Annotated in this window: 15 protein-coding genes; 11 read left to right on the forward strand and 4 right to left on the reverse strand. The window is 69.2% G+C overall.

The features are described from left to right. Window positions 1-77: 77 nt before the first annotated feature. Complete coding sequence (locus Q8A52_RS18510; protein WP_316753529.1) at window positions 78-2,924, forward strand: DEAD/DEAH box helicase; 2,847 nt, start codon at window positions 78-80, stop codon at window positions 2,922-2,924. A gap of 29 nt (window positions 2,925-2,953) precedes the next feature. Continuing rightward, on the forward strand, window positions 2,954-7,972 hold the full coding sequence (locus tag Q8A52_RS18515) for a class I SAM-dependent DNA methyltransferase (RefSeq protein WP_316753530.1): 5,019 nt from the start codon (window positions 2,954-2,956) through the stop codon (window positions 7,970-7,972). A 51-nt stretch (window positions 7,973-8,023) separates the two neighbouring features. Here the strand turns inward: Q8A52_RS18515 and Q8A52_RS18520 are convergent, their stop codons facing one another. Both Q8A52_RS18520 and Q8A52_RS18525 read right to left on the reverse strand, forming a co-directional pair. Further along, window positions 8,024-8,206: a DUF397 domain-containing protein gene (locus Q8A52_RS18520; RefSeq protein WP_316753531.1), complete on the reverse strand. Its 183-nt coding sequence runs from the start codon at window positions 8,204-8,206 to the stop codon at window positions 8,024-8,026. Further along, window positions 8,203-9,051 (reverse strand): helix-turn-helix domain-containing protein, encoded by an 849-nt coding sequence (locus Q8A52_RS18525; protein WP_316753532.1) that lies wholly within the window; start codon window positions 9,049-9,051, stop codon window positions 8,203-8,205. Before Q8A52_RS18525 ends, Q8A52_RS18520 begins: the two co-directional genes overlap by 4 nt. 131 nt (window positions 9,052-9,182) lie before the next feature. Between Q8A52_RS18525 and Q8A52_RS18530 the strand changes: the two genes are divergently transcribed. The 3 genes from Q8A52_RS18530 to Q8A52_RS18540 all read left to right on the forward strand — a co-directional run bounded on the left by Q8A52_RS18530 (window position 9,183) and on the right by Q8A52_RS18540 (window position 11,657). Further along, window positions 9,183-9,653 carry an ATP-binding protein gene (locus tag Q8A52_RS18530; protein WP_316753533.1) on the forward strand — a complete coding sequence of 157 codons (471 nt, stop codon included), beginning with the start codon at window positions 9,183-9,185 and terminating at the stop codon, window positions 9,651-9,653. A gap of 160 nt (window positions 9,654-9,813) precedes the next feature. Beyond that, a complete protein-coding gene (locus Q8A52_RS18535; protein ID WP_316753534.1) occupies window positions 9,814-11,001 on the forward strand; it encodes an AAA family ATPase in 1,188 nt (395 codons plus the stop codon). Beyond that, window positions 10,998-11,657, forward strand: a complete 660-nt coding sequence (locus tag Q8A52_RS18540) for a hypothetical protein (RefSeq protein ID WP_316753536.1) — start codon at window positions 10,998-11,000, stop codon at window positions 11,655-11,657. Before Q8A52_RS18535 ends, Q8A52_RS18540 begins: the two co-directional genes overlap by 4 nt. Before the next feature lie 90 nt (window positions 11,658-11,747). On the opposite strand, the gene Q8A52_RS18545 is transcribed toward Q8A52_RS18540, so the two are convergent. Next, on the reverse strand, window positions 11,748-12,251 hold the full coding sequence (locus Q8A52_RS18545; RefSeq protein WP_316753538.1) for a hypothetical protein: 504 nt from the start codon (window positions 12,249-12,251) through the stop codon (window positions 11,748-11,750). A 214-nt stretch (window positions 12,252-12,465) separates the two neighbouring features. Here Q8A52_RS18545 and Q8A52_RS18550 point away from each other — a divergent pair, with 214 nt between their 5' ends. The 5 genes from Q8A52_RS18550 to Q8A52_RS18570 all read left to right on the forward strand — a co-directional run bounded on the left by Q8A52_RS18550 (window position 12,466) and on the right by Q8A52_RS18570 (window position 24,072). Then, a complete protein-coding gene (locus tag Q8A52_RS18550; protein ID WP_316753540.1) occupies window positions 12,466-19,374 on the forward strand; it encodes a DEAD/DEAH box helicase in 6,909 nt (2,302 codons plus the stop codon). After that, window positions 19,371-21,614: a UvrD-helicase domain-containing protein gene (locus tag Q8A52_RS18555; protein WP_316753541.1), complete on the forward strand. Its 2,244-nt coding sequence runs from the start codon at window positions 19,371-19,373 to the stop codon at window positions 21,612-21,614. The genes Q8A52_RS18550 and Q8A52_RS18555 overlap by 4 nt, the downstream gene beginning before the upstream one ends. An 84-nt stretch (window positions 21,615-21,698) precedes the next feature. Continuing rightward, window positions 21,699-22,112 carry a RidA family protein gene (locus Q8A52_RS18560; protein WP_316753543.1) on the forward strand — a complete coding sequence of 138 codons (414 nt, stop codon included), beginning with the start codon at window positions 21,699-21,701 and terminating at the stop codon, window positions 22,110-22,112. Further along, window positions 22,109-22,579: a GNAT family N-acetyltransferase gene (locus Q8A52_RS18565; RefSeq protein ID WP_316753545.1), complete on the forward strand. Its 471-nt coding sequence runs from the start codon at window positions 22,109-22,111 to the stop codon at window positions 22,577-22,579. The genes Q8A52_RS18560 and Q8A52_RS18565 overlap by 4 nt, the downstream gene beginning before the upstream one ends. 8 nt (window positions 22,580-22,587) lie before the next feature. Beyond that, entirely contained in the window at window positions 22,588-24,072 is a 1,485-nt protein-coding gene (locus Q8A52_RS18570) for a LamG domain-containing protein (protein ID WP_316753547.1), read from the forward strand. 38 nt (window positions 24,073-24,110) lie between these two features. Here the strand turns inward: Q8A52_RS18570 and Q8A52_RS18575 are convergent, their stop codons facing one another. Continuing rightward, window positions 24,111-24,845, reverse strand: a complete 735-nt coding sequence (locus Q8A52_RS18575; protein WP_316753549.1) for a uracil-DNA glycosylase — start codon at window positions 24,843-24,845, stop codon at window positions 24,111-24,113. Window positions 24,846-25,257: 412 nt separating this feature from the next. Here Q8A52_RS18575 and Q8A52_RS18580 point away from each other — a divergent pair, with 412 nt between their 5' ends. Beyond that, window positions 25,258-25,776: an RNA-binding S4 domain-containing protein gene (locus Q8A52_RS18580; RefSeq protein ID WP_316753922.1), complete on the forward strand. Its 519-nt coding sequence runs from the start codon at window positions 25,258-25,260 to the stop codon at window positions 25,774-25,776. The last annotated feature ends 32 nt before the right edge of the window (window positions 25,777-25,808 follow it).

Raw genomic sequence — 25,808 nt, forward strand, 5'->3', positions numbered from 1 at the left:
GCAAGAGCACACCAAGTGGCCCAGAACATCGCCACCATGAGAGACACCAGAGTTCCGTCCGCACAGGAGGCAGCCCCGTGACCGTCGAGCAGGCCGGCGTTGCCGAGACCGCCCCCCTCAGCGGTGAGCAAGGGGACGCCAAGTACCCGCCCGGCTCGCAGATCGAGGTCCGCGACGAGGAGTGGCTCGTACGGAACGTGCGGCGCACCACGCACGACGGCGACCGTATCGAGGCGGTCGGTGTCTCCGAGTTCGTGCGAGACCAGGAAGCGGTCTTCTTCACGAAACTCGACGACGTGCAGCTGATGGATCCGCGCAGGACCACGCTGACGTTCGACGACTCCCCGAACTTCCGGCGCAGCCGCCTCTTCCTGGAAGCCATTCTGCGCAAGACCCCTCTCCCGCAGTCCGAGCGCGGTCTGGCACTCGCGAACAGCTTCCTCCTCGACCCGCTCCCGTATCAGCACCGGCCCGCGCAGTTGGCGCTGTCGGGCAAGAACCTGCGCCCCCGCCTGCTCATCGCGGACGTGGTCGGCCTGGGCAAGACCCTTGAAATCGGTCTGACGCTGGCGGAGCTGATCCGCCGCGGCCGAGGCGAGCGCATCCTGGTCGTCACGCCGCAGCACGTCCTGGAGCAGTTCCAGCACGAACTGTGGACGCGTTTCGCGATTCCGCTGATCCGTCTCGACTCGGTCGGCATCGAACGCATCCAGCGCGAGATCCCCGCCGGCCGTAACCCGTTCACGTACTTCAAGCGTGTCATCGTCTCCATCGACACCTTGAAGAACACCGACCAGTACAAGCACCACCTGGAGCGCATCACCTGGGACGCGGTCGTCATCGACGAGTCCCACAACCTCATCAACCGCGGATCGCTGCGCAACCAGCTGGCCCGGCTCCTCGCCCCGCAGACCGACGCGCTCATCCTGGCCTCCGCCACCCCGCACAACGGTGACGCCCGCTCCTTCGCCGAGCTGATCTCCCTCCTCGACCCGGCCGCGATCCGCGATCCGGAACGGTACGAGGCGGAGGACATCAAGCACCTCTTCATCCGGCGTACGAAGATCAGCACCGAGGTCCGCGAGCAGATGAAGGGCCAGTGGGCGGACCGGGGCCCGAGCACGTCGGTGCACTGCGCGGCCACGCCCGCCGAGGAGAAGATCTTCGAGGAACTGGCGCAGGTGTGGCTCCCCCAGGACCCGGACACACCCTCGGTGAGCGAGAGCCGCCTCTTCCCGTACACACTGCTGAAGTCCTTTCTCTCCTCCCACATGGCCCTGGCCTCGACGGTCGACACCCGCATCAGGACTCTGAAGGCCAAGGAGGGCGGCGCGGCCGAGGCCGAACTGGCCGCGCTCCAGCGCCTCAACGAGCTCACGTTCGACATGTCGGAGGCGGACTCGGCGAAGTTCCGGGCCCTGGTGGAGCACCTGCGCGCCATCGGGGTCGGCCCGCAGAGCGACACCCGGGTCGTCGTGTTCTCCGAGCGCGTCCAGACTCTGGAGTGGCTGCGCAAGGCGATCCCGGCCGCCCTCGGCTTCAAGGGCAGAGCGCTTCAGGAAGCCGCGCGCGTGATGCACGGTGGTCTCTCCGACGAGCAGCAGATGCAGTGCGTAGAGGACTTCGGGCTCGCGGACACCCCGGTGCGCCTGCTGTTCACGGGTGACGTGGCCTCCGAGGGCGTCAACCTGCACCGTCAGTGCCACCAGCTCGTCCACTACGACGTGCCCTGGTCGCTGATCCGTATCGAGCAGCGCAACGGCCGTATCGACCGTTACGGCCAGGCCCACCAGCCCCAGTTCCGCGCGCTGATCCTCACCAGCGAGGTGGAAGGCGCGAAGGACGACCGCACGGTCGCCGAGCGCCTCCTGGAGCGCGAGGACGAAGCGCACCGCAGCCTGGGCACGGCGGAGGCGGTGTCCGGTCTCTACCGTGCGGAGGCCGAGGAGAAGTCCCTGATCCAGGATCTGCTGCGCGGCCGCACGGTGGACGAGTCCCTGGACGCGACGGCGCGCGAAGCCGCGGCCGAGGACTCCGGCACGGACTTCCTGGCGGACTTCTTCGGCGCGGTGGGCGACGAGCCCGCGGAGGTGGACGGGGACGCGCCGCCCGCCCCCGCCGACGTACCGCGCCTGTTCACCGGCACCCGCGAGTTCGTCGACGAGTCGATCCGCGAGGTCTTCCCGGACGCGCAGCGGCAGCTGGAGCTGGACGAGGACCCGGAGACGGGCCTGATCTCGTTCCGGCCGCCGTCGGACCTGACCCACCGCATGAGGTCCCTGCCGCCGGACTACCGCCGCGAACAGCGCCTGCACGAGCGTCTGTTGGTGACCTTGAACCGCAAGCTGGCCGACCTCTCCCTGGTCCGGGCGAGGGAATCGTCTTCCTCCAGCTGGCCGGAGATCTCGCTCCTCACCGACCTCCATCCGGTCGTGGAGTGGCTGACGGACAAGGTGCTGGTACGGCTGGGCCGCCAGGAGGCGCCGGTCATCACCGCGGATGTCGACGCGCCCGTCTATCTGGTCCAGGGCATCTTCTCCAACGCGCTGGGCCGCCCGACGGTCGTGAAGTGGATGGCGGTAAAGGGAGGGGAGGTCACCGACGACATGGTGGGCATACTGCGCCGCGCGGGCGTCGGCCCGACCATGGCCAACCCGCTGCACGGCCACGACCTGGATCTGCTGAGCTCCGGCATCCCGGGCGCCCTGGAGGCGGCCGAACGGTTCCTGCGCCGGCACAGCGACGAGTGGGACAGGGCGCTGGCCGACCCGATCGAGAAGTACAAGCGGCGGCTCGGCGACTGGGAGCAGCCGACCCTGGCGGGTGAGCGCACCAAGTCCGACCTGGCCGGCCTGGCCGACTCGCTCCTGACCACCGGCCGCCCGATGCTCCGGGTCCTCGCCGTCCTCGACTCCACCGCCTGATCGCCCGATCCCCCGAGGTCCTTTCCGTCATGTCGTACGACTCTCTCGTCAACCGCGGCGACTACTTCTCCGCGCACTACCTGGCCGAGGTCTTCCCCAAGGACCTCAAGTCGGGGCTGCTCGCGACCTGGAAGGAGCGGGAGGAGTCGGCCGCCCGCGCGGCTGAGGGCAAGGACGCCGAGGACTCCTTCCCCGTGACTCCGCGTCTGGGGCTGCGCGAACTGCGCCGCCCCTACTTCCGGGCGCGTGCGTTCTTCGCTGACGCGGCGGCCGAGCCCGACGACGCGACGACGTACGACGCCCCGGCCTGGCGCGAGCGGGCGGCGGCGCTGAACGGGGAGGTGTTGCGGGCACTCGGTTACGACGCGAAGCCGCAGACGCTGACGGTCGAGCGCGCCGACCACACGTACGAGGTACGGGTCGCCCATGCCGAGCCGGGCCTGATGGCCCTGGACTGCGGCTGGGCGGCCGAACCGGACGCGGCGCTGGACCCGGACGGCCCCGGCCGTCTCCTCCATCCGCTGCCACTGGACGGCTCGAACGAGGTCACGACGGGCTCGAAGCTGGCGTCGTTCCTGTTCGCCTGCGAGGAGCCGCCGCGGTACGTGCTGCTGCTGGTCGGCGGCGTCGTGGTGCTGGCCGACCGGGCGACGTGGGGTGAGGGCCGGTACCTGGCCGCCTCGCTCGACGCGGCCCTGGAACGCAACGACACCCGCGCGGGCGGCGAGCTGGACACCCTCGCCGCCCTGTTCGGCGCGGACTCGCTGCGCACGCCGGAGGAGGGCGGAGAGAACCCCCTGGCGGGTCTGGTCGACAAGTCGACGAAGCACGCGGTGGGCGTGTCGAGCGACCTGCGCGACGGTCTGCGCCTGTCGGTGGAGCTGATCGCCAACGAGGTGCTGAACCGGTTGCGGGCGGCGGGCGTCCGCCCGGACGAGGTCGCGGAACTCCCGGAGCTGTCGAAGCAGCTGACGCGCGAGTCGCTGCGCTACCTCTACCGCATACTGTTCCTGCTGTACGCCGAGGCCCGCCCCGAGCTGGGCATCCTGCCGTCGGACTACCCCGAGTACCACCAGGGCTACGGCCTCGGTCGGCTGGGTGAGCTGGTGGCGGAGCGGGACCTGGTGGGCGAGAAGGCCCGTGAGGGAACGTACCTGTACGACTCCCTCGACCTGCTCTTCCGCATGGTGCAGGAGGGATACCGCTCGCGCCGGACGCACGGCGAGGCTGCCGAGACCGTCAGGTCGGAGGACATCGGCCTGCGCTTCGAGCCCCTGCACTCCAAGCTCTTCGAACCGGAGTCGATCCGTCTGATCGGGCGCCGCTCGGTGGCCGACCCGCGCTTCGACGAGGACGAGACCGGCGAGCCGGTGTACGTGGACACGCGACTGCGGAACGCGACCCTGTACCGCGTCCTGCGCCTGCTGATGCTCACGCGCGGCAAGCGGGGTGAGCGCGGCGGGTTCATCTCGTATGCCCAGCTCGGCATCAACCAGCTCGGTGCCGTGTACGAGGGCCTGATGTCGTACTCCGGCTTCGTGGCGGGCGAGGAGCTGTACGAGGTCGCCAAGGGCGGCTACTCGAAGGACGGCTCCTGGCTGGTGCCGGCGTCGAAGGCGGACGAGTATCCCGACTCGGTCTTCGTACGGCGGCGGGACGAGGAGACGGGCGAGGAGGTACGGGTCCGGTACCGGCCGGGTTCGTTCGTCTACCGCCTGTCCGGCCGTGACCGGCAGACCTCGGCGTCGTACTACACGCCGGAGTCGCTGACCAAGGTGACCGTGCAGTTGGCCTTGCAGCACCGCCTCACTGAGGAGACGGAAGCACGGGAACTGCTGGACTGGAAGATCTGCGAGCCGGCGCTGGGCTCGGGCGCGTTCTTGAACGAGGCCATCAACCAGGTGGCGGCGGAGTACCTCCGGCGGCGGCAGGACGAGCTGGGCGTCGCCATCGACACGGAGCGCTACGCGGTCGAGCTGCAGAAGGCGAAGGCGTACATCGCGCTCCACAACTCCTATGGCGTGGACCTCAATTCGACGGCCGTGGAGCTGGCGGAGGTCTCGCTGTGGCTGAACACGATGCACCCCGGGATGGAAGCGCCGTGGTTCGGTCTGCACCTGCGGCGGGGCAACTCGCTGATCGGCGGCCGGAGGGAGGTCTACGCCGCCGAGAGGCTGAAGAAGGGGGGCTGGCTGGGGGCGACCCCGGAGCGTTTCCCGCTGACGGAGGCGGCGGAGGGGCTGCCGGAGGGGGCGGTCCATCACTTCCTGCTGCCTGCCAAGGAGTGGGGGGCGGTTGCGGGTGAGAAAGAGGCCAAGGCGCTGGCTCCGGAGGAGTCGAAGGCGCTGGGTGCCTGGCGGAAGGCCATCACCAAGTCGCCGTCCAAGAAGCAGACGGAGCGGTTGCAGGGGCTGGCTCGGCGGGCCGAGTACCTGTGGGGGCTCGTGGTGCGCCGCCTGGAGATCTCCGAGCGGGACATCTCGCGGCGGATCGACGTGTGGGGCGCGGAGGGTGGCTGGCTGCGGGCGCCTGAGGTCGCCGTGCAGCGGGATGAGGTGCTGGCGGATCTTGAGGCTGTCGACACGCCTTACTGGCGGCTGAAGACGCTGATGGACGCGTGGTGCGCGCTGTGGTTCTGGCCGGTGCAGGGGGCTGGGCTGCTTGACGGCACCGCTGAGCGGTACCAGCGGGTGGCTGAGCTGGAGGAGTCGGGGGCGTTCGAGGCCATCGACGAGGACTCGGGTGTCCTCATGACGTGGGAAGAGGATGCGCTGCCCGGCTTCGGCGTCGATCCCAAGCAGCTTGCGCTTACCCGGGAGAACCTCGACAAGCGGCGCAGTGGGCGGCGGAAGGAAGCGGTCGGCGAGCAACGGCGGGCGGTGATTCCGCTGGCCGAGCTGGATGACTGGTTGGACTTCGCGGAGTCGTTGCTGGGGCGGCGGGAGGTTCCTCCGGATTCGCTGGTTTCGGAGTTCGAGCGGCTGGATGAGCTTGAGCCTTATGAGGATGCGCTGCCAGATTTGATGGGGATGGATCCTGCTCTTCATTTGGAGGAGCGGTATCCGTGGGCTGCGGTGGTGCGGGATGTTGCTGGGCAGCAGGGGTTCTTTCACTGGGAGTTGGAGTTCGCGCAGGTGTTTGCGCGGACGGGTGGGTTTGATTTGCAGGTGGGGAATCCCCCTTGGGTACAGCCGCACTGGCGCGAGGACCAGGTACTCGCGGAGCGGGAGCCCTGGTTCGTGCTAGCGGAGAAGCCGAGTGCGGAGGAGTGGCGCCTGCGCAAGCGGGAGGTACTTGGTGCCACTGGCGACAACAGAACTTACTTCCTAGGAGAGTCGGCCGCCCATGCCGGGATCGCAGCGGTACTGAGCAGTCCGGTTAGCTATCCACTCCTCCTCGGCACGAAAAGCGACCTATACCGGGCCTTCATGGCCCAGGTGTGGCGGCACATCGCACCGCACGGCAGTGCGGGCCTGATCCATCCGGACACTCACTTCGGCGGGGTACGGGACGGCGCTATCCGGGCTGCCGCATATCGACATCTCCGAGTTCATGGACATTTCGTCAACTCGGCGAACTGGGCGTTCGAAGACCTCAACCGTTCTGCAGAATTCGGGATGCACGTCTACGGCACGCCGCGAGAGCCCGATTTCCTGCATCTCAGCGAACTCCGCGGCGCCGATGTTCTGCCCGATTCGCTGGCACACAACGGACAAGGTGCCACACCCGGCATCAAGCACAACGGCTTGTGGGACATCCGGCCGCACCGAGAGCGCGTGGTGCATGTGGACACTGCGCTGCTCGCCAGTTGGCGGGATCTGAAGGGGGCAACGGGCGAAGTAGCAGAAACCGCCCTTTTGTACCCGGTCCTCGTCAGCGAGCAAGGCGCTATCCAGGCTCTGGCCGCCCACAGCAACAAACTGGCCGACTTTAACCCCTTGATCACAACGGGATACGACGAAGGCGCTGCCAAGAAAGACGGACTAATCCGCTGGGGCAACCAGGCCGTCTCCGAGTTCGCGGGCGTCATCCTCCAAGGACCGCACTTCGCATCGGCGCTTCCCTTCTCGAAGGAGCCGAAGATCCCGTGCCGGAGCAACCGGGACTGGGACTTGCTTTCGCCCACGGACCTAACGGAGACATACGTACCCGTGACCAACTATGTGCGGGCCTCCGACGAAGCAACGTATATGGCGGCCCAGAGCCGCTGGCTCGGGGAACCGTTCACCGCGTTCTTCCGCCTGGCCTGGCGACGCATGATCCCCTTTGACAGTAGCCGTTGCCTGCACGCCGCCCTCATCCCACCTGGCCCTGCCCATGTGCACACCGTGCAGTCCATGGCCTTTGCAGACAACCGCCTCACCGTCCTTAACGGAGGATTCTGGGCAGCGCTTCCGCTGGACTATCTACTGCGCATCACGGGCCGCTCTGACCTCCAGACCAGCGAGGCCCGCAAGATGCCTGCCCCCGACCTCAAGCACCCCCTCGCTCCTGCCCTACTCCTACGCTCCCTCCGCCTGAACGCTCTAACCACCCACTACGCCCCTCTCTGGACGGAACTGTTCGACGCCCGCTGGGCGGGCTACGAGGACTGGGCCAACCCCGACTGGCCCGGGCTGACGCCTCTCGCGGCCGGCCTCAAGCCGACCTGGGAGTACGACACGCCCCTCCGCACAGAGCACGAGCGCCGAGCCGCCCAGGTCGAAGTCGACGCCCTCGTATCCGTTTGGCTCGGCATCACCGCCGACCAACTCGCCGCGATCTTCAAGTCCCGCTACCCCCAGCTGTACGACTACGAGTCAGCGACTTGGTTCGACGCCAACGGCCGCAAGATCGCCGCCGACTTCAACACCTACGGTCACGGCCAGACCAAGCAGGACTACCTCGACCTCATGGCCCACCTGGAAAACCCTGTGCGCACCCCACCCCCGGACGGCTACACGGCCCCCTTCTACAAGGCCGACCGCGAAGCCGAGATGCGGGCCGCGCACGCCCACTTCCAGGCCCGCCTGGACGAGGAGATCGCCCTCGGTCGCTGGCCTCGCTGAGACACACCGGAGCCCTCGGCACGTACGTACGCGCCGAGGGCTCCGTCGTCGTCACACCGCCGCGTACTCGACGAACGCGGCCCAGGCGGCGGGCTCCACGGTCAGCGCAGGCCGACTCGTGTCCTTCGAGTCACGGACGTGCACCGCGCCCGAGGCGACGGCGACCTCGACGCACTCACCGCCTTCGCCGCTGCTATAGCTGCTCTTGACCCAGGTCAGCGCTTCGCCGCTCATGTCTCCCCTAGCAACTTCTCAATGAAGGCCAGCGATTCTCGCGGAGTGAGTGCCTCGGCCCGCAGGATCCCGTACTGCTCCTCGAACGCCCGGACCGACTTCCGCTCCGTGTAGAGGCGGCTGTCCTTGTGCGCCTCCACGCACGCGATCCTCCGCCCATCCCTCGTCTCGATCAAGGTGAACGGACCGGCCAGTCCAGCGTGCTCCTCCCTCTCGGTCGGCATGATCTGGATCTCGACGTTGCGCCGCTGGCCGATCAGGAGCATCTGCTCCAGCTGTCCCCGCATCACCGACCAGCCGCCCAGCGGCCGCCGTAGGACCGACTCCTCGATGACGAAGCTAATGGTGGGCATCGGCACCCGAGAGAAGATGTCCTGCCGGGCCAGTCGTGCCGCGACACGCTGCTCGACCGTCTCCTCGTCCAGCAACGGGCGCCGCATGGTGAACACGGCCCGTGCGTACTCCTCCGTCTGCAAGAGCCCAGACATCGCTTGGGTGGCGTACACGTGGAGCTCAACCGCTTCGCCCTCCAACTTGGCCGCATCCCGAAAAAACGCCGGATACTGAGCCCGCCCCACCTCCTCCTTCCCCGCGCTCAACACCCCACCCGCCCCCAACACTTCATCCGCCCGCTCGATGAACTTCGGCGGCGGAATCCGCCTCCCCTGCTCGAACGAGGCGATCGTCGACGCCGAGTACCCGGCCAGCGCCCCGAACTCCGACCGGTCCAGCCCCGCCCGCTCCCGGAACAGCTTCAGTTGCCGCCCGAAGACGTGCAGCATGCCCGTACCGGACTCAGGCTCCTGCTCATGCTCACGCTCCGGTCCTTGGACCTCGTCACTCATGCCGCAACTCCTCCCGCCAAGAACCGTCACGCCCCGCATCGCGTACAAGCGCGCCCCCGACGCGTACAGCCCGCACACGTCAGCGCGTCACTCCTGGTCAAGATTACTCACCGTGCACAACGGTTGACCGCATGAAGTCGGCAACTCCCCCACATAAGACCGGGCAACAACACGGGCACCCCGCCCACGAGTTCGCCATGCGGTTCACCTCCACCCCACGCGGCGCACGCCTCGCCCGCCGTCTCGTCTCGCACCGTCTGAACGACTGGGGCCACCCGTACACGGCCCCCCTGAACGAGACGCTCACCCTCATCGCGGCCGAACTCACGGCGAACGCCGTCCGGCACGGCCACGTCCCCGGCCGGGACTTCGACCTCCGGCTGACTCTGACCGACAGCACCATCCGCATCGAGGTGACGGACACCAAGAACGAGAAGTACCCCTCCCTCACCCGCTCGGCGGCGGAGCCGGCCGCCGAATCCGGCCGCGGACTCCTCCTCGTCGCCGCGCTAGCCGACAAGTGGGGCGTCACCCCTCGCCCCTCCGCCCCGGGGAAGACCGTATGGGCGGAGCTCCTGACACCCACCCCCGGCGTCAGCTGAGGCTCACTCAAACCCCGGATCAATCAGGGGATTTCGTGAAGGCCAGGGATCTTCGAGGACTATCCTTGCCCTCAATTCAGCCCCTTGCCATGAGGCCGCATCGCAAGGCCTCCGATCCGGATTGGCGCGCCGCTTGAACAGCCGATTTCTTCGACTCAGCGTGGAGAACTTCCGCACCCTGACCCGGATGGAGCTGCGACTGGGGCCCCTCACCGTCCTCGTGGGCCCCAACGCGGCCGGCAAGTCGAACGTGCTGAGGGTCTTCGAGTTCCTCGCCGACGTGGCGCGGGCGGGGATCGAACCCACGGTGGACGCGCGGGGCGGGTACGAGGAGATCGCCTACCGGGGCGGCAGCCACACCCGCTCGGGGATGCGCGTCAGCCTCGAAGGGGTCTGGAGCGAGCACGCCTCCGAGTCATCACCGGACGAGTACACCCTCAACCTGCTCCGGCGGCGGAAGGCGGGGGACAGACGCGGGCAGTACGACTTCTCACGGCGGGAGCGGTTCGTCCTGCACACCGAGCCCGACGCGACGTCGTCCGTCGAGCTGTTCCGCGACACGGCGAGCGTCGCAAGCCCACTGCCCGGCGAGCAGCCACAGCGCACGCCGGTCGTCGGTCGCATGGCCACCGGTCTCCAGGAAGGGCATCTTCCCCTGCCACCGGACGGCCCGACCGCCACCGCCATACAGGGGCTGGCCAAGCACCTCACGGACGTGCGGGTGTTCGACGCCGACGTCCGGGCGGCCAGGCGTCCGGCGCCGGTGGGTTTCCCCGGCCAGCTCCTCGCCGACGACGCGCACAACCTCGCCGACTTCCTCCTTGAGCTCCGCAAGGACCAGAACGCCTGGAAGCGGCTGTTGAAGGACGTCACGACGCTCGTGCCGTCCGTCGAGGACATCGACGTGCAGCCGGCTCCCGGGCACTCCGACCGGGTGAGCGTCCAGCTCAAGGAGCGGAACCTGCGCGGCCGTACCAACCTCGCCGACGCCTCCTTCGGCACCGTACGCATCCTGTGTCTGTTCGCCCTGCTCCATGATCCGCATCCGCCTGTCCTGACCTGCATCGAGGAGGTCGACCACGGGCTGCATCCGCACGCCCTGGAGCTGGTCGCCGAACGGATGCGCGAGGCCAGCGAGCGGACCCAGCTCCTCGTCACCACACACGCCCCGGTGCTCGTCGACCAGCTCGAACCGGAGGAGGTCGTCATCTGCGAGCGCGACGAGGACGGCGCCTCGCTCATCCCGGCGACGAGCACCGAGCTGATCCGCGAGGTGGTCGAGGCATCCGAGGGGCTGCCGCTGGGTGAGCTGTGGTTCTCCGGCGCGCTGGGCGGGGGGCGGGTATGAGCGGCAAGAAACAGGCGGGCGCCGCCGGCGGCAAGTCGATCGTCGTGATCGCCGGTGAGGGGCAGAACGACAGAGACGTGCTCCGGCATCTCGTTCCCGCCCTCCGCTGCTGGCCCGCGACGAAGCGCCCGAAGATCGTCGAGATAGGGAAGCCGATGCGGCTCAACAAGGCGCAGTACCAGCTGGAGCCGCGCGTGGACGAACTGCGCCGACTCGCCCAGGCCCAGGCCAAGCGCGCACAGGCCCGGCTGGTCGGCGTAGTCGTGCACGTGGACCTCGATCATGTCATCGACGACCGGTACGAAGCCCGCCGTAAGCAGCTCACGAAAGCGCTCCACGAGGCCTTCGACTGCGACACGGCCCTCGCTCTGGCCGCCGACGAGATGGAAGCCTGGCTGATGCTGTTCCCCGGCGCCTTCCCCAAGACGAACGCGGCGTGGCGGCTCTCCGGAGTGGATCTGAAGCGAGACCTCGGCCTCATAGCCGGTGGCGCGAAGGAGCGCCTGAAGTCCCAGCTCAAGCAGCCGCAGTACGAGGAGAGGGACGCTCCCGAGGTCATGCGCCGCGCCGTCGAGAACAAGCTCGTCACCACCTGCGACCGCAACAGAAACCGCTCGTACGCCGACTTCGCCGCCGAACTCGACCAGTGGAAGTGACCGGGCAGGCCCTGGGTGGGCACGGCCCCGCACCGACATGCCCGTTGGCTCCAAGCCCGGCAGCGACAGGCTGTCCTGACCGTTCGGAGGTCAGGCGTAGGTCCAACGCCACGCGCCCGAACTGTAGCTGCACCTGATGCTCGTACCGCCGGCAGTCGTCGTGACAGCGCCGTGGTCGCTGTTCCGGCAGTACTGGCCGGCCTGATAGCAGTTGCCCGCGTTGGAGGTGATCGAGCAGGTGCCGGTGCCGCTGCTCCCGCTGTTGCTGTGATCTGCTCCGGAGACGTTCTGCGCGGCCTTCGTGACGGTGACGGTCGGGCCGGGCTTCTTCACCGTCCTGGTCTTGGTGACCGTGGGCGCGGGCGCGGCCTTCGGCAGCTCGGTCACGGTCGCCGTGGCCGTCACCGTGATCGTCGGCCGGGGCTTGGCGGCGGCGGCCTTCGCCGCGTTCACCTCGTCCTGCGCGCTCTGGTTGCCGCCCATGGCTCCCAGGCCGAACACCACCACGCTGGCTGCCCACACACGCTTGCGCTTGTACCACGGCCGGGTGTTGGCGGAGCGCGGAGCAGTCGGCGTTGAGTACGGGTTGTTCATGTCGCCCCCTGAGGTTCTTTCAGCGGGGACGACGATAGTTGCCTGTAGACACCATGCAAAAGAGCTGTGAAGGTTCAGCAATCATTCTGTGATCGTCCATGGCGGCTGCCTTGCCGAGGTCTCGTTCCAGGGGTTGAACGGGGAACCGGCAGACGCTGTCCGGCCTCCGCTATACGGTTGACCCGTACACCGACCTGGGACGAAGGAGCACGTCGTGCGGCCGACCCTGGCCGCCGCGCAGGTGCGCGGCAGTCTGACGCAATACCTCACGACGACCTACGCCCTGACCGACTCGGACACCCGCCTCGCCCTGGAGCGTTTCCTCGGCCACCCCGAGACCGGGATCTTCCGCGGGCCGTATCTGCGCATCCGGACGCCGTTCCACACGGCCGACGACGGATGGCGGCAGCACCTCGAATGGGCTCCCGGTTTCCCTCCGTACCGGCACCAGGCCAAGGCGTGGGAGCGGCTCAGCACGCTGCGGGGACCGGCGCTCCCGTCTTTGATCACCACGGGCACGGGATCCGGCAAGACCGAGTCCTTCCTCGTCCCCGTCCTCGATCACTGCCGACGGCAGAAGGCCGACGGGCGGGCCGGAATCAAGGCCGTGCTCCTCTATCCGATGAACGCCCTCGCCACCGACCAGGCCGGCCGTATCGGCGAGTATCTGGCGCAGCCTGAGCTGGCCCAAGTCACCGCAGGTCTCTACATCGGCGACCGGCCCGACACCGACTTCCGGCGGGTGATGACCCGCCGCGAGGAGATGCGGGTCACCCCGCCCGACGTGCTGATCACCAACTACAAGATGCTCGACCTGCTGTTGCAGCGTGGCGAGGACCAGCCCCTGTGGGAGGGTGCCGACATCACATACGTGGTCCTCGACGAGTTCCACACGTACGACGGGGCCCAGGGCACGGACGTGGCGATGCTGCTGCGCCGTCTGGCGAGAGCCACGGGCAAGAGCCGGCCGGGGCGACCGCTCGGCGCGATCTGCCCGGTGGCCACGTCGGCGACCCTCGGCGAGGGTTCCTCTGCCGGGCAGGAGGGCGGAATCCTGGCCGTGGCGTCCCAGGTCTTCGGCATGCCCTTCCCGGCGGACGCGGTCATCGGTGAGGAACGGATGTCGGCGGGGCAGTTCACCGGCGAGGTCGACTACGAACTGCCCGAACCACCGTCGCCGAAAGAAGTGATCGAGTGCTCCGGCGGTCCCGGCGTCGAAGCCCGGCCGGACCTGCTCGACCTCGACGCGCTCGCGGAGCGACTGCTCGCGCGGCGCGGACTCGACGCGTTCCAGCTCGGCAGGCTGCTGAAGCGGCACGACTTCACGCACGGTGTCCTGTCGCTGCTGGACGGCGAGCCGCTCAGCGAGTGGGAACTGCGGGACCGCATGAGCCGGTTCGGCTACGCATGGGGACGAACCGCGCGGGAGAACCCCCGGCTGACGCTTCAGGCGCTCGCCCGGTTCGTGGCCCTGCTCTCCGCCGCCCGGGACCCGGACTCCGACGAGAAGCGACCGCGCCCGCTGCTGCACGTCGAGGCCCATCTGTGGGTGCGTCCCGTCACGCGGGTGCTGCGGGGCCTGGGACCGACCCCGGAGTTCCGCTGGTACGAGGACGACCGCACCGCCGCCCGTCGTGCCGCGCTCGCCGCGGCGCCCGCCGGCACGGACGGCGAGGACGGCGAACGGTCATCGGGCGGGTGGCCGTCCGGCGATGCCCGGCGGGCCCTGGCACAGCCGGGAGCGGACACGGCGGTCCGTCCCGCCGCCGTGCACCTGCCCGCCGTCTACTGCCGCAACTGCGGCCGGTCGGGATGGGCGGCCCTTTCCCCGGAGGCCGATCCGCAGCGGCTGGTCATGGCGCAGGACAGGGTGTGGCGCGCCGGCGTGGGACGTGACAAGCGGCGCATCCGCTACTTCATCGCGGCCACCCCCGCCGAGCGGGACGAGGCACTCGGCGCGTTGACCGGCGCCCGGCCGTCCGCAGGACGTGCAAGCGGCGTCGATCCGCTCTCCGTCGTCGTCCTGGACGGCGCACAGGGCACCTACCGCCTGCCGACACCGGCCGACCGCGAGGAACTGCAGGACGGTTGGTTCGCACTGGCCATCACCGACAAGAAGTCGGCCGACAAGGCGGCTGTCGACGACCGGTGTCCGGCCTGCAACACCGACAACGGCATCCGCTTTCTCGGTACGTCACTGGCGGCTCTCGCCTCCGCGACCATCACGCAGCTGTTCACCGGCGGGGACATCGCGCTCGTGCCGGAAGAGCGCAAGGCGCTGCTGTTCAACGACTCCACCCAGGACGCCGCCCACCGTGCGGGGTACGTGGCCAACGCCTCGTACAAGTTCTCCCTGCGGTCACTGCTCGCCCACACCCTCGCCGACTCTCCGGAATCTCTGCCGCTCAACGACCTGATCGGCAACGTGCTCGACGCCGTCGACGACACCCAGGCGCTGGCCGCCGTCGTACCGCCCGACCTGCACGACGAGCCGGGGGTGGACCGGCTGCTGTCCGGGCGGGGCACGGGTGATGCCCGTACCTGGAAGCTCATCGGCGAGCGGCTGGCGTTCGCCACGGTGATGGAGTTCGGTCTGCGGTCGCGGCAGGGACGCACGCTGGAGCTGACCCGTACGGCGGCGGCCGAGGTCGCGCTCCAAGATCCGGATCGCGTGTCCGCTCTGGCCCGCGATCTTCATCTCACCCTGCCGGGGCAGCTGCTGGCGGTTGGGGGCCTGCCCACCCCTGACCGCTATCTGGCCTTCGTCCGCGGGCTGTTGGAGCGGATCAGGCTGCGAGGCGGAGTAAGGCACCGGTGGCTGGAGCCGTGGATGCGGGACGCCGGAGTCACCCGGTTCAAGGTGTGGGGCGGACGCCCCGACGGCATGCCCGCGTTCCCCGACGGAGTGGCCGCGCCCCGGTTCCTGCTGGACTCTCCCAAGGAGAGGTCCACCTTCGACGCGGCAACCGGCCGGCTCGGCTGGTACCAGGACTGGACCCGGCGCTGCCTCGGCCTGGACACCGTGGGCGCCAACGAGTACCTGCGGCGGCTCCTGCCCGTGCTCGCGGAGGAGAACGTCCTCGCGGTCCGCACGGCACAGGACCGGACGACGAAGGTGTACGGGCTGCAGCCGGGACACGTAGAGGTGCGGCTGCTGGACGACACCGTGGTCAACAAGGCCTTCGTGAGCTGCCCGGACTGCGGCTGGGAGCAGGTCGTCCTGCCGGAGCGCCGGACTCGCTGGTACGGACACCCCTGCCCCCGTTACCGGTGCAAGGGAGTACTGAGACCGCCCCAGGAGGACGTCTCGGTGAGCGCCACCAGCACCTCGGGGAGCTTCGGCGGATCCCGCGAGCGCGACTACCAGAACGACTACTACCGGAGGCTGTATCTGACCGGCGGTACCTTCCGCGTCGTCACGGCCGAGCACACGGGCATGCTCACCCGGCCGCAGCGCGAGCGCGTGGAGCGCACCTTCCGCGACGGTACGCACTACACCGACCCCAACGTGCTGTCCTGCACGCCCACGCTCGAACTCGGCATCGACATCGGTGACCTGTCGGCCGTGCTCCTCGGGTCACTGCCGAAGGGGCCCGCCAACTACGTGCAACGGGCGGGACGCGCCGGGCGCCGGACCGGCAACGCCCTCGTCGTCGCCTTCGGCGGGCGGCGCGCACGTGACCTGTACTACCTGGACGAGCCACGCGAGATGATCGCGGGCGACATCGTCCCGCCCGGCTGCTACCTGTCCGCGGTCGAGATCCTGCGCCGCCAGTACACGGCGCACCTCCTCGATCTGGCCGCGCGAGGAGAGCTGACCACCGCGGACGACGAGCGGCTCCAGCCCGCTCCCCGGCTGGTGTCCGCACTGTTCGGCACCACGGGCTGGTGCCAGGACCTCGCGGACGCCGCGCTCACGCATGGCGCGAAGCTGGCCGAGGACTTCCTGGCCCTGTTCCCCAGTGCGGACGCGGAGGGTACAGGTGTCACCGGGCACGCCGCCGATGAGCTGCGGGCCTACGCGAACGGGGGGATCGTCCGCACCCTCCAGGAGGCCGAGGAGGACTGGACGGCACGGCGTGAGGAACTGCGAAGGCGGTTGGCGGCCATCGACTCCGCGATGGACGGCCTCGTGCGCTCCGACCCCGAACAAGACAGGGAACACCGGGAGTTGCTGGCCGAACGCCGCGCGACCGGCGAGCTTCTGCGCGAACTCAGCCAGACCAGCGCCCACGGAGCGCTCGTCGACCTGGGCCTGCTGCCGAACTACAGCCTCACGGACGCGACGACGCAGCTGGAGGCCACTCTCTACTGGACCGAGGAACAGCCCGACGCTGCCGGCGACGCTGCCGGCACGAAGAAGACGTACCGCAGCGAAGTACGCGACTACGAGCGCTCGCGGCGGCTCTCACTCGCCGAACTCGCCCCCGGCAACAGCTTCTACGTCAACGGCTACAGGCACGTCGTACGCGCCCTGGACATCGGCAGCCCGGAGCGCCGTGCCTGGTCCGTGTGGCGGCTGTGCCCGGCATGCGGCTACACGCGCACGGAGAACGCCAAAGCGGACACGTCTCCCTGCCCCCGGTGCGGCGGCCGGGAGATCGCCGATGCCGGTTGTGTCCAGCATGTGCTGGAACCGCGGCGGGTGATCGCCCGGGACAAACGCGACGACGCCCGCGTCCGGGACGACAAGGACGAGCGGGACCGACGCCGCTACTCGATGCTCACGACGGTCGACATCGATCCGGTGCATCTCGCGGCCGGCTCCTGGCGGCACGACACCGCCGTGTTCGGCGTCGACTTCACACGGCGCGCCGTCATCAGGACGCTCAACCTGGGACTGGACCGTCAGGACGGCAGCAGCACCGTCCCCGTCGCCGGCGACGACGTGCGGCTCAACCCGTTCTACGTCTGCACCAGTTGCGGTGGCGCGACCGCCGACGGACGTCCTGTCGTGGACCAGGCCCACGACGCCCTCACGGAGTCGCTGGCGGCTTCCAGCAAAGCCAGTGCCCACCATCTGCTGTGGTGCCCGCGTCGCAAGACGCGGGCAAACGGCGACGGACAGGGCAAGGGACAGGACATCCCCCTGTTGCTCGCCCACGAGCTGGTCACCGAAGCGGTGCGCATTCTGCTCCCCGCATCCGTGGCCCGCGCCAAGGAACGGCTCGCCTCTTTCACCGCGGCCCTGTTCGTGGGAATCGCGGCCCGCTACGGCGGAGACCCTGACCACATCGACATCGCCGCCGCCGCCATGCCGGACGGAGGTGACGCCGACTGGCCCCGGCGCTTCCTCGTCGTGTACGACCGGCTGCCCGGCGGCACGGGCTATCTGCACCGCCTCGCCTCCGCCGACGGATTCCGGGAGGTTCTGCTCAAGGCCAGGGAAGCCATCGAGAACTGCACGTGCATCGAGAAGGGCCTGGACGGCTGTCACCGTTGCCTGCTGCGCCGCGTCCCCGCAACCGACTACGACCGGGTCAGCCGCAACGAAGTACGGCAGATGCTGGACGAACTGCTCGGCAAGGGCGGAGAAGGCTGGAAGACCTCACCGGTGGCGGCGACCCACACGATTCCGTTGGAGCGCCAGGCCGAGAGTGACCTCGAGGTCATGTTCATCGACACGCTCAGGGAGTGGGCAAGGCAGCCCGCGGCCCAGGCCAGTGCCGACGCGTACACGACCACAGCGGGTACGTACTCGCTCGATCTGCGGCTGACGAACCAGGCCGGCACCACACTGAGTTGGCGGGTGTCGCAACAGCGCGTCCTCGACGGCACGCGTCCGGACGTACTGTTCGAGCGGCTCGACGCACCCGGGCCGCGTCTCGCGCTTTATCTCGACGGATACGAGTTCCACGCCTCGGCCGCGCACAACCGTCTCGCCGACGACGCCACGAAGCGCACCAGGCTGCGGGCGGAGGGGCTGCGGGTCTTCCAGCTCACCTACTACGACGTCAAGGAGTGGCGCACCCGGGTGCGCGACACCGGTCACGCAGCCGCAGGACAGCCCGACGCGGTATGGCGTCCCTACGGTGACCAAGGGCAACGGCAGGCACGCGACTACTACGCCAAAGTACGGGGCGGGCTGCCCGGCGAGCTGGCCGAGACCGTGTGGATCAACCCGGCCGAGATGCTGCTCGCCTACCTCCGTTGCCCTGAGGCGGATGTCTGGCTGGCGCGAGCGGAGGCCGCCGTTGCCGGCCTGACCGGAACACGACCGCAGTCGGCGGCCGTGTCCGGCGAGGCCGTCGGAGCGCAGCTCACCGCAGCTCTGCACGGCGCGCCGTTGACGGGTCGAAGCGGCCCTCTTCGTGTCCTCGGGGCGGTGGACCGGTCGGAATGCCGCGTAGTCGCGGTCGCCGACGGCCGGCAGAAGCCTCCGGCCTGGACGGCTGTCACCGTGCTGGACGACAGCCACGCCGCTGTCGCGGACTCCAAGGTGCACAAGGAGCGCTGGCGGGCCTGGTTGTACTGGAGCAACCTCCTGCAGTTCCTGGAGCGCGGAGGCGGCGACAGCGCGCAGCTGACCAGCAGCCGACTCGACAGCTTCTCACCGGACACCCTCGCCGTCACCGGCGGCTCCGGTTGGCTGGCGTCCACCCGGATGGATCTCAGTGCGGTCATCGGCCTCGACGGAGCGGGCGACGAGCCCGCCGTGCCCCGGCCGGAGGGCTGGGAGCCCACACGAGCCGCCGCCGACACCGATTCCGGAGTGGGGACCGCGACGGCGGTGGTGGCGCGAGGCTCAGGCTGGGACAGCGTTCTTGAGTATCTGGATCCGGATGAACCGGGTCTGCAACTCCTCGCGGTCTCGCTCGCCACCCGGGGGGTACCCGCGCCGGTCGACGGGTTCGAGCTCGACGAACACGGCTGGATGGCCGAACTCGCCTGGCCCGGCATCAAGATCGGCGTGGTTCTGGCACCCCGGCCCTCCGAGTCCGAACCGGACTACGAGGCACAGGACCGCGACCGAGCCTTCGCGACCGCAGGCTGGGACGTTCGACCGGCGAGTGAATGGACGGCGGAGGAGCTCGCAAGTCGGCTCGGCATACAACCATCCGCACCCGGCAAGCATCGTGATCAGCGGAACGACGGAACGACTCAGGGGGAGCCCCACCGATGAACACCGCGAGTGTGACTCTGCGTCTGCTCGACAAGGCTGACAAGGAGATCCTGAAACTCCCCCGCGCGGTCAAGGGCGCCCTCTACGACTTCCAGCACAAGTTCAAGGCGAACCCGCAGGCCACCGGCCTCCAGCTGAAGCAGCTGAAGGGCGACAGCAGGCTCTGGTCCGCTCGAGTCAACGACGACTACCGCGCGCTGCTGCTGCGTCTCGCCGACGACGACTGGCTGATCGTCTCCGTCAAGCACCGCAAAGAGGTCTACGAGAACCTCGACCGTCTCTCCTACGGCATCAACCAGGTCACTGGTGCCATTGAGTACGTCGACCTGCAGGTCGTCGAAGAAAGCGTGCTGCGCCGAGTATCACCATCGCGGCCGACTGCCCCTGCGCACCCCGAACAGCACGTCACACCGGTACAACCTCAGCCCCTCTTCGCGCACTTCACGGACGAGCAACTCACCGATCTTGGCGTCGCAGAGCCGCTGGTACCCGTGGTCCGGAGCCTCACCACGGAGGATCAGCTCCTCGGGCTCGTCGAGTTCGCGCCCCAGCTCACCGGCGAGATCCTGCTCTCGCTGTTCGACGGCAAGACCTACGACGAAGTCCTGGAGCAGGTAACGGCTCCTGTCGCCGCACCCGAGCCGGTCGACACGGAAGACTTCCAGGCTGCCGCCGAGCGCCCCGCGACGATGGTCACGACCACGGACGAGGCGCTTCGTGAGGCGCTTGAGGGCGAGGATTTCGGGCGTTGGAAGGTCTTCCTGCACCCCGCTCAGTCCAAGCTCGTGGAACGCGACTATTCCGGCCCCGCCCGAGTAGGAGGCGGCCCCGGCACGGGAAAGACCATCGTCGCGCTCCACAGGGTCAGACATCTCGTCGAGCAGCTTCCCCCGGGACGCAACAAGCCGGTTCTCCTCACGACATACAACAAGAATCTCGCCGCCGACCTCCGCGCACGTCTGGTGGAGCTGGGAGGCGAAGAGCTGGTCTCTCGCGTGGAAATCAGCCACGTCGACCAGCTGGCGCTGCGCGTGGTTCGGGAAGCCGAGCCCGGGAACGCCAAGCAGACCATCGACGACAACCAGGTGCTGCGTGAGTGGCGCGCCATGCTCGAAGAACTCGGTGAGACGAGCTGGGACGGCGAGTTCCTCCACGACGAGTGGACACAGGTCATCCTCGGTCAGGCCGTGGCGTCCCGCACCGAGTACTTCCGGGCCCGCCGAGCCGGACGGGGGCGCAACCTCACACGGGCCGAGCGGGCGGATGTCTGGCAGCTGGCCGACAAGTTCGCACAACGTCTGGAACGCCTCGGCCGTCAGTCGTGGGCCCAGGTGGCCGAGCGGGCCGCACGGCTGGAGATGGAGCGCGAGCAACGGATCCAGGCGGTGGAGCGGCAACGCGACGAGGCCAACGGCCTTGACAACATACACCTCCAAGACGGTTCGGCCGGGTGGCTGCGTCATCGCTACCGACACATCGTCGTGGACGAGGCCCAGGACCTACGGCCGGGTCACTGGAAGATGCTGCGCGCCATGGTCGCGCGAGACCGGAACGACATTTTCCTGGTCGGTGACACGCACCAGCGGATCTACAACAACCAGGTGACCCTGGGCAGCCTCGGAGTCAACATCCGCGGCCGGTCGGCCAAACTCACTCTCAGCTACCGGACGACGCGGCAGATTCTGGGATCTGCCCTCGGTGTGCTGGAAGGCGAATCGTTCGACGATCTCGACGGCAGTCAGGAGTCCCTCGCCGGGTACCGCTCCGTTCTCAGCGGCGGACGTCCGACGCTGCACCCCAGCCCGGACTGGGAGTCCGAGCGCGACGCGATCGCGGAGCTGGTCTCGGAGTGGAACGACATCCCCTTGGAACAGATCGCGATCTGCGTGCCCACCAACGCAATGGCACAGGAGACCGCGGTCACACTGGCTCGATCGGGTCTCCGGGCTGTCGAGATCGGCCCCGATGGGCCCCGAGGCGATGAAGGAGTCCATATCGGGACCATGTACCGATTCAAGGGGCTCGAGTATCAGCGCATGATCATCGCGGGAGTGACCGACGGCCTGGTGCCACGCGACGCAGTGCTGCAGATGCAGCGCTCCGACGCCCTGCGGTATCGGCGGGAACTCCAGCGCGCACGCTCCCTGCTCTTCGTCGCCGCGACCCGCTCACGCGACGCTCTCGCCATCTTCTGGCACGGGAAGCCCAGCCGCTTCCTCGACCCACTGCTCGACGGGTAGGCGGGAAACCGAAAATTCGGATGCGGTCACCAACCCGGCTGCGGATGATCGGTAGGTTGTCCTTCGTCCACCCCAGGAGCCCGCATGATCCGGCGCGTCACCGCACCCGGTCTGTTTCCGCCGCCCACCTACGCGCATGCGTCCATAGTCGAGGCCGGTACGAAGCTCGCGTTCCTCGCCGGGGCCGTGCCGCTCGATGCGCGGGGGGAAGTGGTCGGTGCGGGGGATCCCGTGCGGCAGGCCGAGCAGGTGATCGCGAATCTGGGCGAGCAACTGAAGGCCGTGGGCAGCGGCTTGGAGCATGTCGTGGCGACCGATGTGTACGTGGTGAGCAGTGACCCCTCGGTGCTCTCCGAGGTGTGGGAGGTGGTCGAGGCGTCGGGGCTGAGCAGCGGGCCGCACTCGTCGACCCTGCTCGGCGTGGCCTGCCTCGGATACACCGGGCAACTGGTGGAGATCACGGCCACTGCCGTCGTCCCCGAGGACGCGCGCCCGTGAGCGGCGAAACCGCGGTCCTCCTGCGCCGGGCGGCCGAGTCCGATGCCCTCGCCGCCGCCGACGTCTGGCTGCGCTCCTTCGCGGCCGCGCTGCCGACGGTCGTCCGGGCGCGCACCGACGACGAGGTCCGCGACTACTTCCGGGACGTGGTCGTGCCGTTGCGGGAGACCTGGGTGGCCGAGGCGGGTGGCGCGGTCGTCGGCGTGATGGTGCTCGACGAGGGTCTGCTGTCCCAGCTGTATCTCGCCCCGGGCTGGCGGGGGCGCGGCCTCGGCGACCGGTTCATGGCCGTTGCCAAGGAGCGCCGTCCACAGGGCCTCACGCTGTGGACCTTCCAGGTCAACAAGCCGGCCCATCGCTTCTACGAACGGCACGGCTTCGTCGCCGCCGAGTTCACGGACGGCAGTGACAACGAAGAGCGGGAGCCGGACGTCCGGTACGTGTGGCGCCCTGAGGGAAGACGATGAGGGAGACAATGATCAGCAGACGCGGGCTGTTGGGCGGAGCGGCGATGGTGGGTGCCGGTGCGATGGCGGGAGTGGGGGCCGGTGCGGGCACCGCCGCAGCCGACGCGCCGTTGGACACCCCGTTCACCCCCGTCGCTACGCCGCATCTGGCAGAGGCCGAGCGCATGGTCCAGTACCAGCGGCTGCTGGCGGCCGGGTATCTGACGGATGGCCTCGTCGGGCACTGGCCGCTGGACGGTTCCGCGGGCGACCGCAGCGGACGGGAGCACCCCGTGACGCTCGGCCCGGGCGCGACCTGGACGACACTGCGGTCCGGCGGCGAGCTGAGCCTGGACGGGACCTCCGGGGCGTACGCGGCCACCGGCTCCGTCCTCGACACCACGGCTCCGTTCACGGTCTCGGCGTGGGTTCGCCTGTCCGACGACCCCGCCGGTCCGGCCGATCTGACCAGCATGTACACCGCCGTCAGCCAGGACGGCGGCTCCGCCAGCCGCTTCCTGCTCCAGTACGACAACACGGCTGGGACATGGGCGTTCAAGGTGCGCAGCGAGGACCAGAGCACCAAGGTGTCCGCCGTCTCCACCACCCCGGTCACCAAGACCGGCGTCTGGACGCATCTGGCCGGCGTATGGGACGGCGCGCGCATCCATCTGTATGTGAACGGCACGCTGGAAAGCAGTGCCGACACCACGCTCTCGTGGGCCGCGACGCAGGGCTTCAACATAGGGCGGGCCCGGTGGGACGGCGCCTATGCCAACCGGTTCAAGGGCGCGGTGGACGACGTACGGGCGTACTCCCGCGCACTCACCGCCGCTGAGATCGCCCTGGTCGGCGGCCGTACGGCCGAGGAGAACAACGTCTATCTGATCGGCTCCCCCGCCACCGTCGCCTGGGGTCGCCCCGACGACCTCGCGAGCTGGGTGGCTCGCGCCCGCTGCTCGTCGTTCATGACCGCCGTCCTCAAGCACACCTACGGCTGGGCGAGCGACGCCTATTACCTGCAGTACTTCCAGGAGAAGGTCCCGGAGGCCGCCGACTACTGCTCGGCGTTCACCAACGGCACAGCCGGCCCTCGCTTCCAGCGCATCCGCAAACCCACCGAACTGCGGCCGGGCGACCTGATCGCGATCGACTACAAGCCGGAGCCCGGCACCGACCCCACGACCGTCAACACCGGGCACATCGTGATGGTCCGCGAGGTCAGGGGCGTCTACACCGGCAACTCGACCGTCGACGGCGAGACGCAGTACGCCGTCGAGATCCTCGACTGCACGTCGGATCCGCACGGGGTATATGGCAAGGCCAGCTACGCCAACTACCCCGACACCCGGATGGTCGACGACGTGAAGAACCACCAGGGCGTCGGCATCGGTCACATGATGGTCTATGCCGACAACACCTCCGGCGAGTTCTCCCGGTACCGGTGGAGCGTCAACAGCAGCGTTTCGTACGCCCGCGACAAGCGGCCGATCGCGGCGGCCCGCATCGTCTGAGGAGTCCACGGAACCGCCTCATCGGCGGGCGCACGGGCTCACCTCGATCTCCGGGCCACCGGGTCACCGAGCCCCGCCGCGTCCGCCGCCGTGCGCAGCACCTCCCGCAGCATCTCCGGCGTGAGCCGGCCGGTGAAGGTGTTGCGCTGGCTGACGTGGAAGCAGCCGAAGAGATCCAGCCCTTCCGACCCGTCCGGTCCGTCGAGCTTCACGCGGGTGCCGTGTCCGAAGGCGGGCCGCGGGCGGGGTACGGTCCAGCCCGCCTCGGCGAACGCGGGCAGCGCGGCCTGCCAGCCGAAGGCACCGAGCACGAGGGCGGCCCTGAGCGTCGGCCGCAGCAGGCCCAGCTCCCGCACCAGCCAGTGTCGGCAGGTGTCACGCTCCTGGGGGGTCGGCCTGTTGGCGGGCGGAGCGCAGTGCACGGGCGAGGTGACGCGTACGCCGTACAGCTCCAGTCCGTCGTCCGCGCTGACGGACATGGGCTGCGAGGCCAGGCCGACGTCGTACATCGCCCGGTACAGCACATCCCCGGAGCGGTCCCCGGTGAACATACGGCCGGTGCGGTTGCCGCCGTGCGCCGCCGGGGCGAGCCCTATGATCAGCAGCCGGGCATCGTGCGGGCCGAAGCCGGGCACCGGGCGGCCCCAGTAGGTCCAGTCGGCGAAGGCGGCGCGCTTGGTCCGCGCCACCTCCTCCCGCCAGGCGACCAGCCGCGGGCACGCCCGGCAGTCGGCAATGTGCCGGTCGAGGTCGGGCAAGCCGCGGATGTCCATGCCACAACCGTATGCCCGGGTGGGTTGGGCGGGTGGACGCCGCAAGAGACGTGGACGCCGCAAGAGACGAGGAGCGAGGGGGCGCGCTCCGCCGCCGCTCGGAAAAACACCTCCGGCTCACGAGGCTCGTGGAGCTAAGGTCGAGGACATGGCTTTGCAGGATGCGGACGAGAGCAAGAGCCGCGGAACCGGCGGGACCGGGACGCGAGCGACAGGCCGCACGCCCGACACGCGCCGGGGACGGGCGGCCGAGCGGCGCGGCCCGGCTGTGCCGGAGACCGGCGGTGACGGCGGCCACGCTCACCCGCGGACCGACGACGGGACCCGGACCGACGCGGTGGCCGGGACGCCCCTAGCGGCCGACGCTGCCCGCGCCCCCGCCGAGACCACCAGCGGAACCGCCGAGGCCGCAATCGGAACCGGCGGGGCCACCGGAAGCTCAGGTGCCGCCGACGCGCCGGCCGTCGACCCGAAGATCGCCGCCGCGGTGGCCGCCGCCGAGGCCGCAGGGCCCGCCAGCGGCGAGACCGTCCGCATCGACAGCTGGATCTGGGCCGTACGTCTGATCAAGACCCGCTCCCAGGGAGCCACCGCCTGCCGTGGCGGACACGTCCATGTGAACGGCGAGCGCGTCAAGCCCGCCTATTCCGTGCGCGTCGGCGACGAGGTGCGCCTGCGGCACGAGGGCCGGGAGCGGATCGTCGTCGTCAAACGCCTGATCCGCAAGCGCGTTGGCGCCCCCGTGGCAGCCCAGTGCTACATCGACAACTCCCCGCCGCCCCCGCCCCGCGAGGCCACGGCACCCATCGGTATCCGCGACCGCGGTGCCGGCCGCCCCACCAAGCGGGACCGCCGCGAGCTGGAACGACTGCGGGGAGCGGGTGGCGCCGACGGCATCGGCAATCCCGGGGGCCGTCCGAAGGGACGGTGATTCCGCCCGGCCGAGCACGGCGGTGACGCCCG

Source organism: Streptomyces herbicida (genome assembly GCF_032656585.1).
GTDB classification, from domain to species: Bacteria; Actinomycetota; Actinomycetes; order Streptomycetales; family Streptomycetaceae; genus Streptomyces; species Streptomyces herbicida.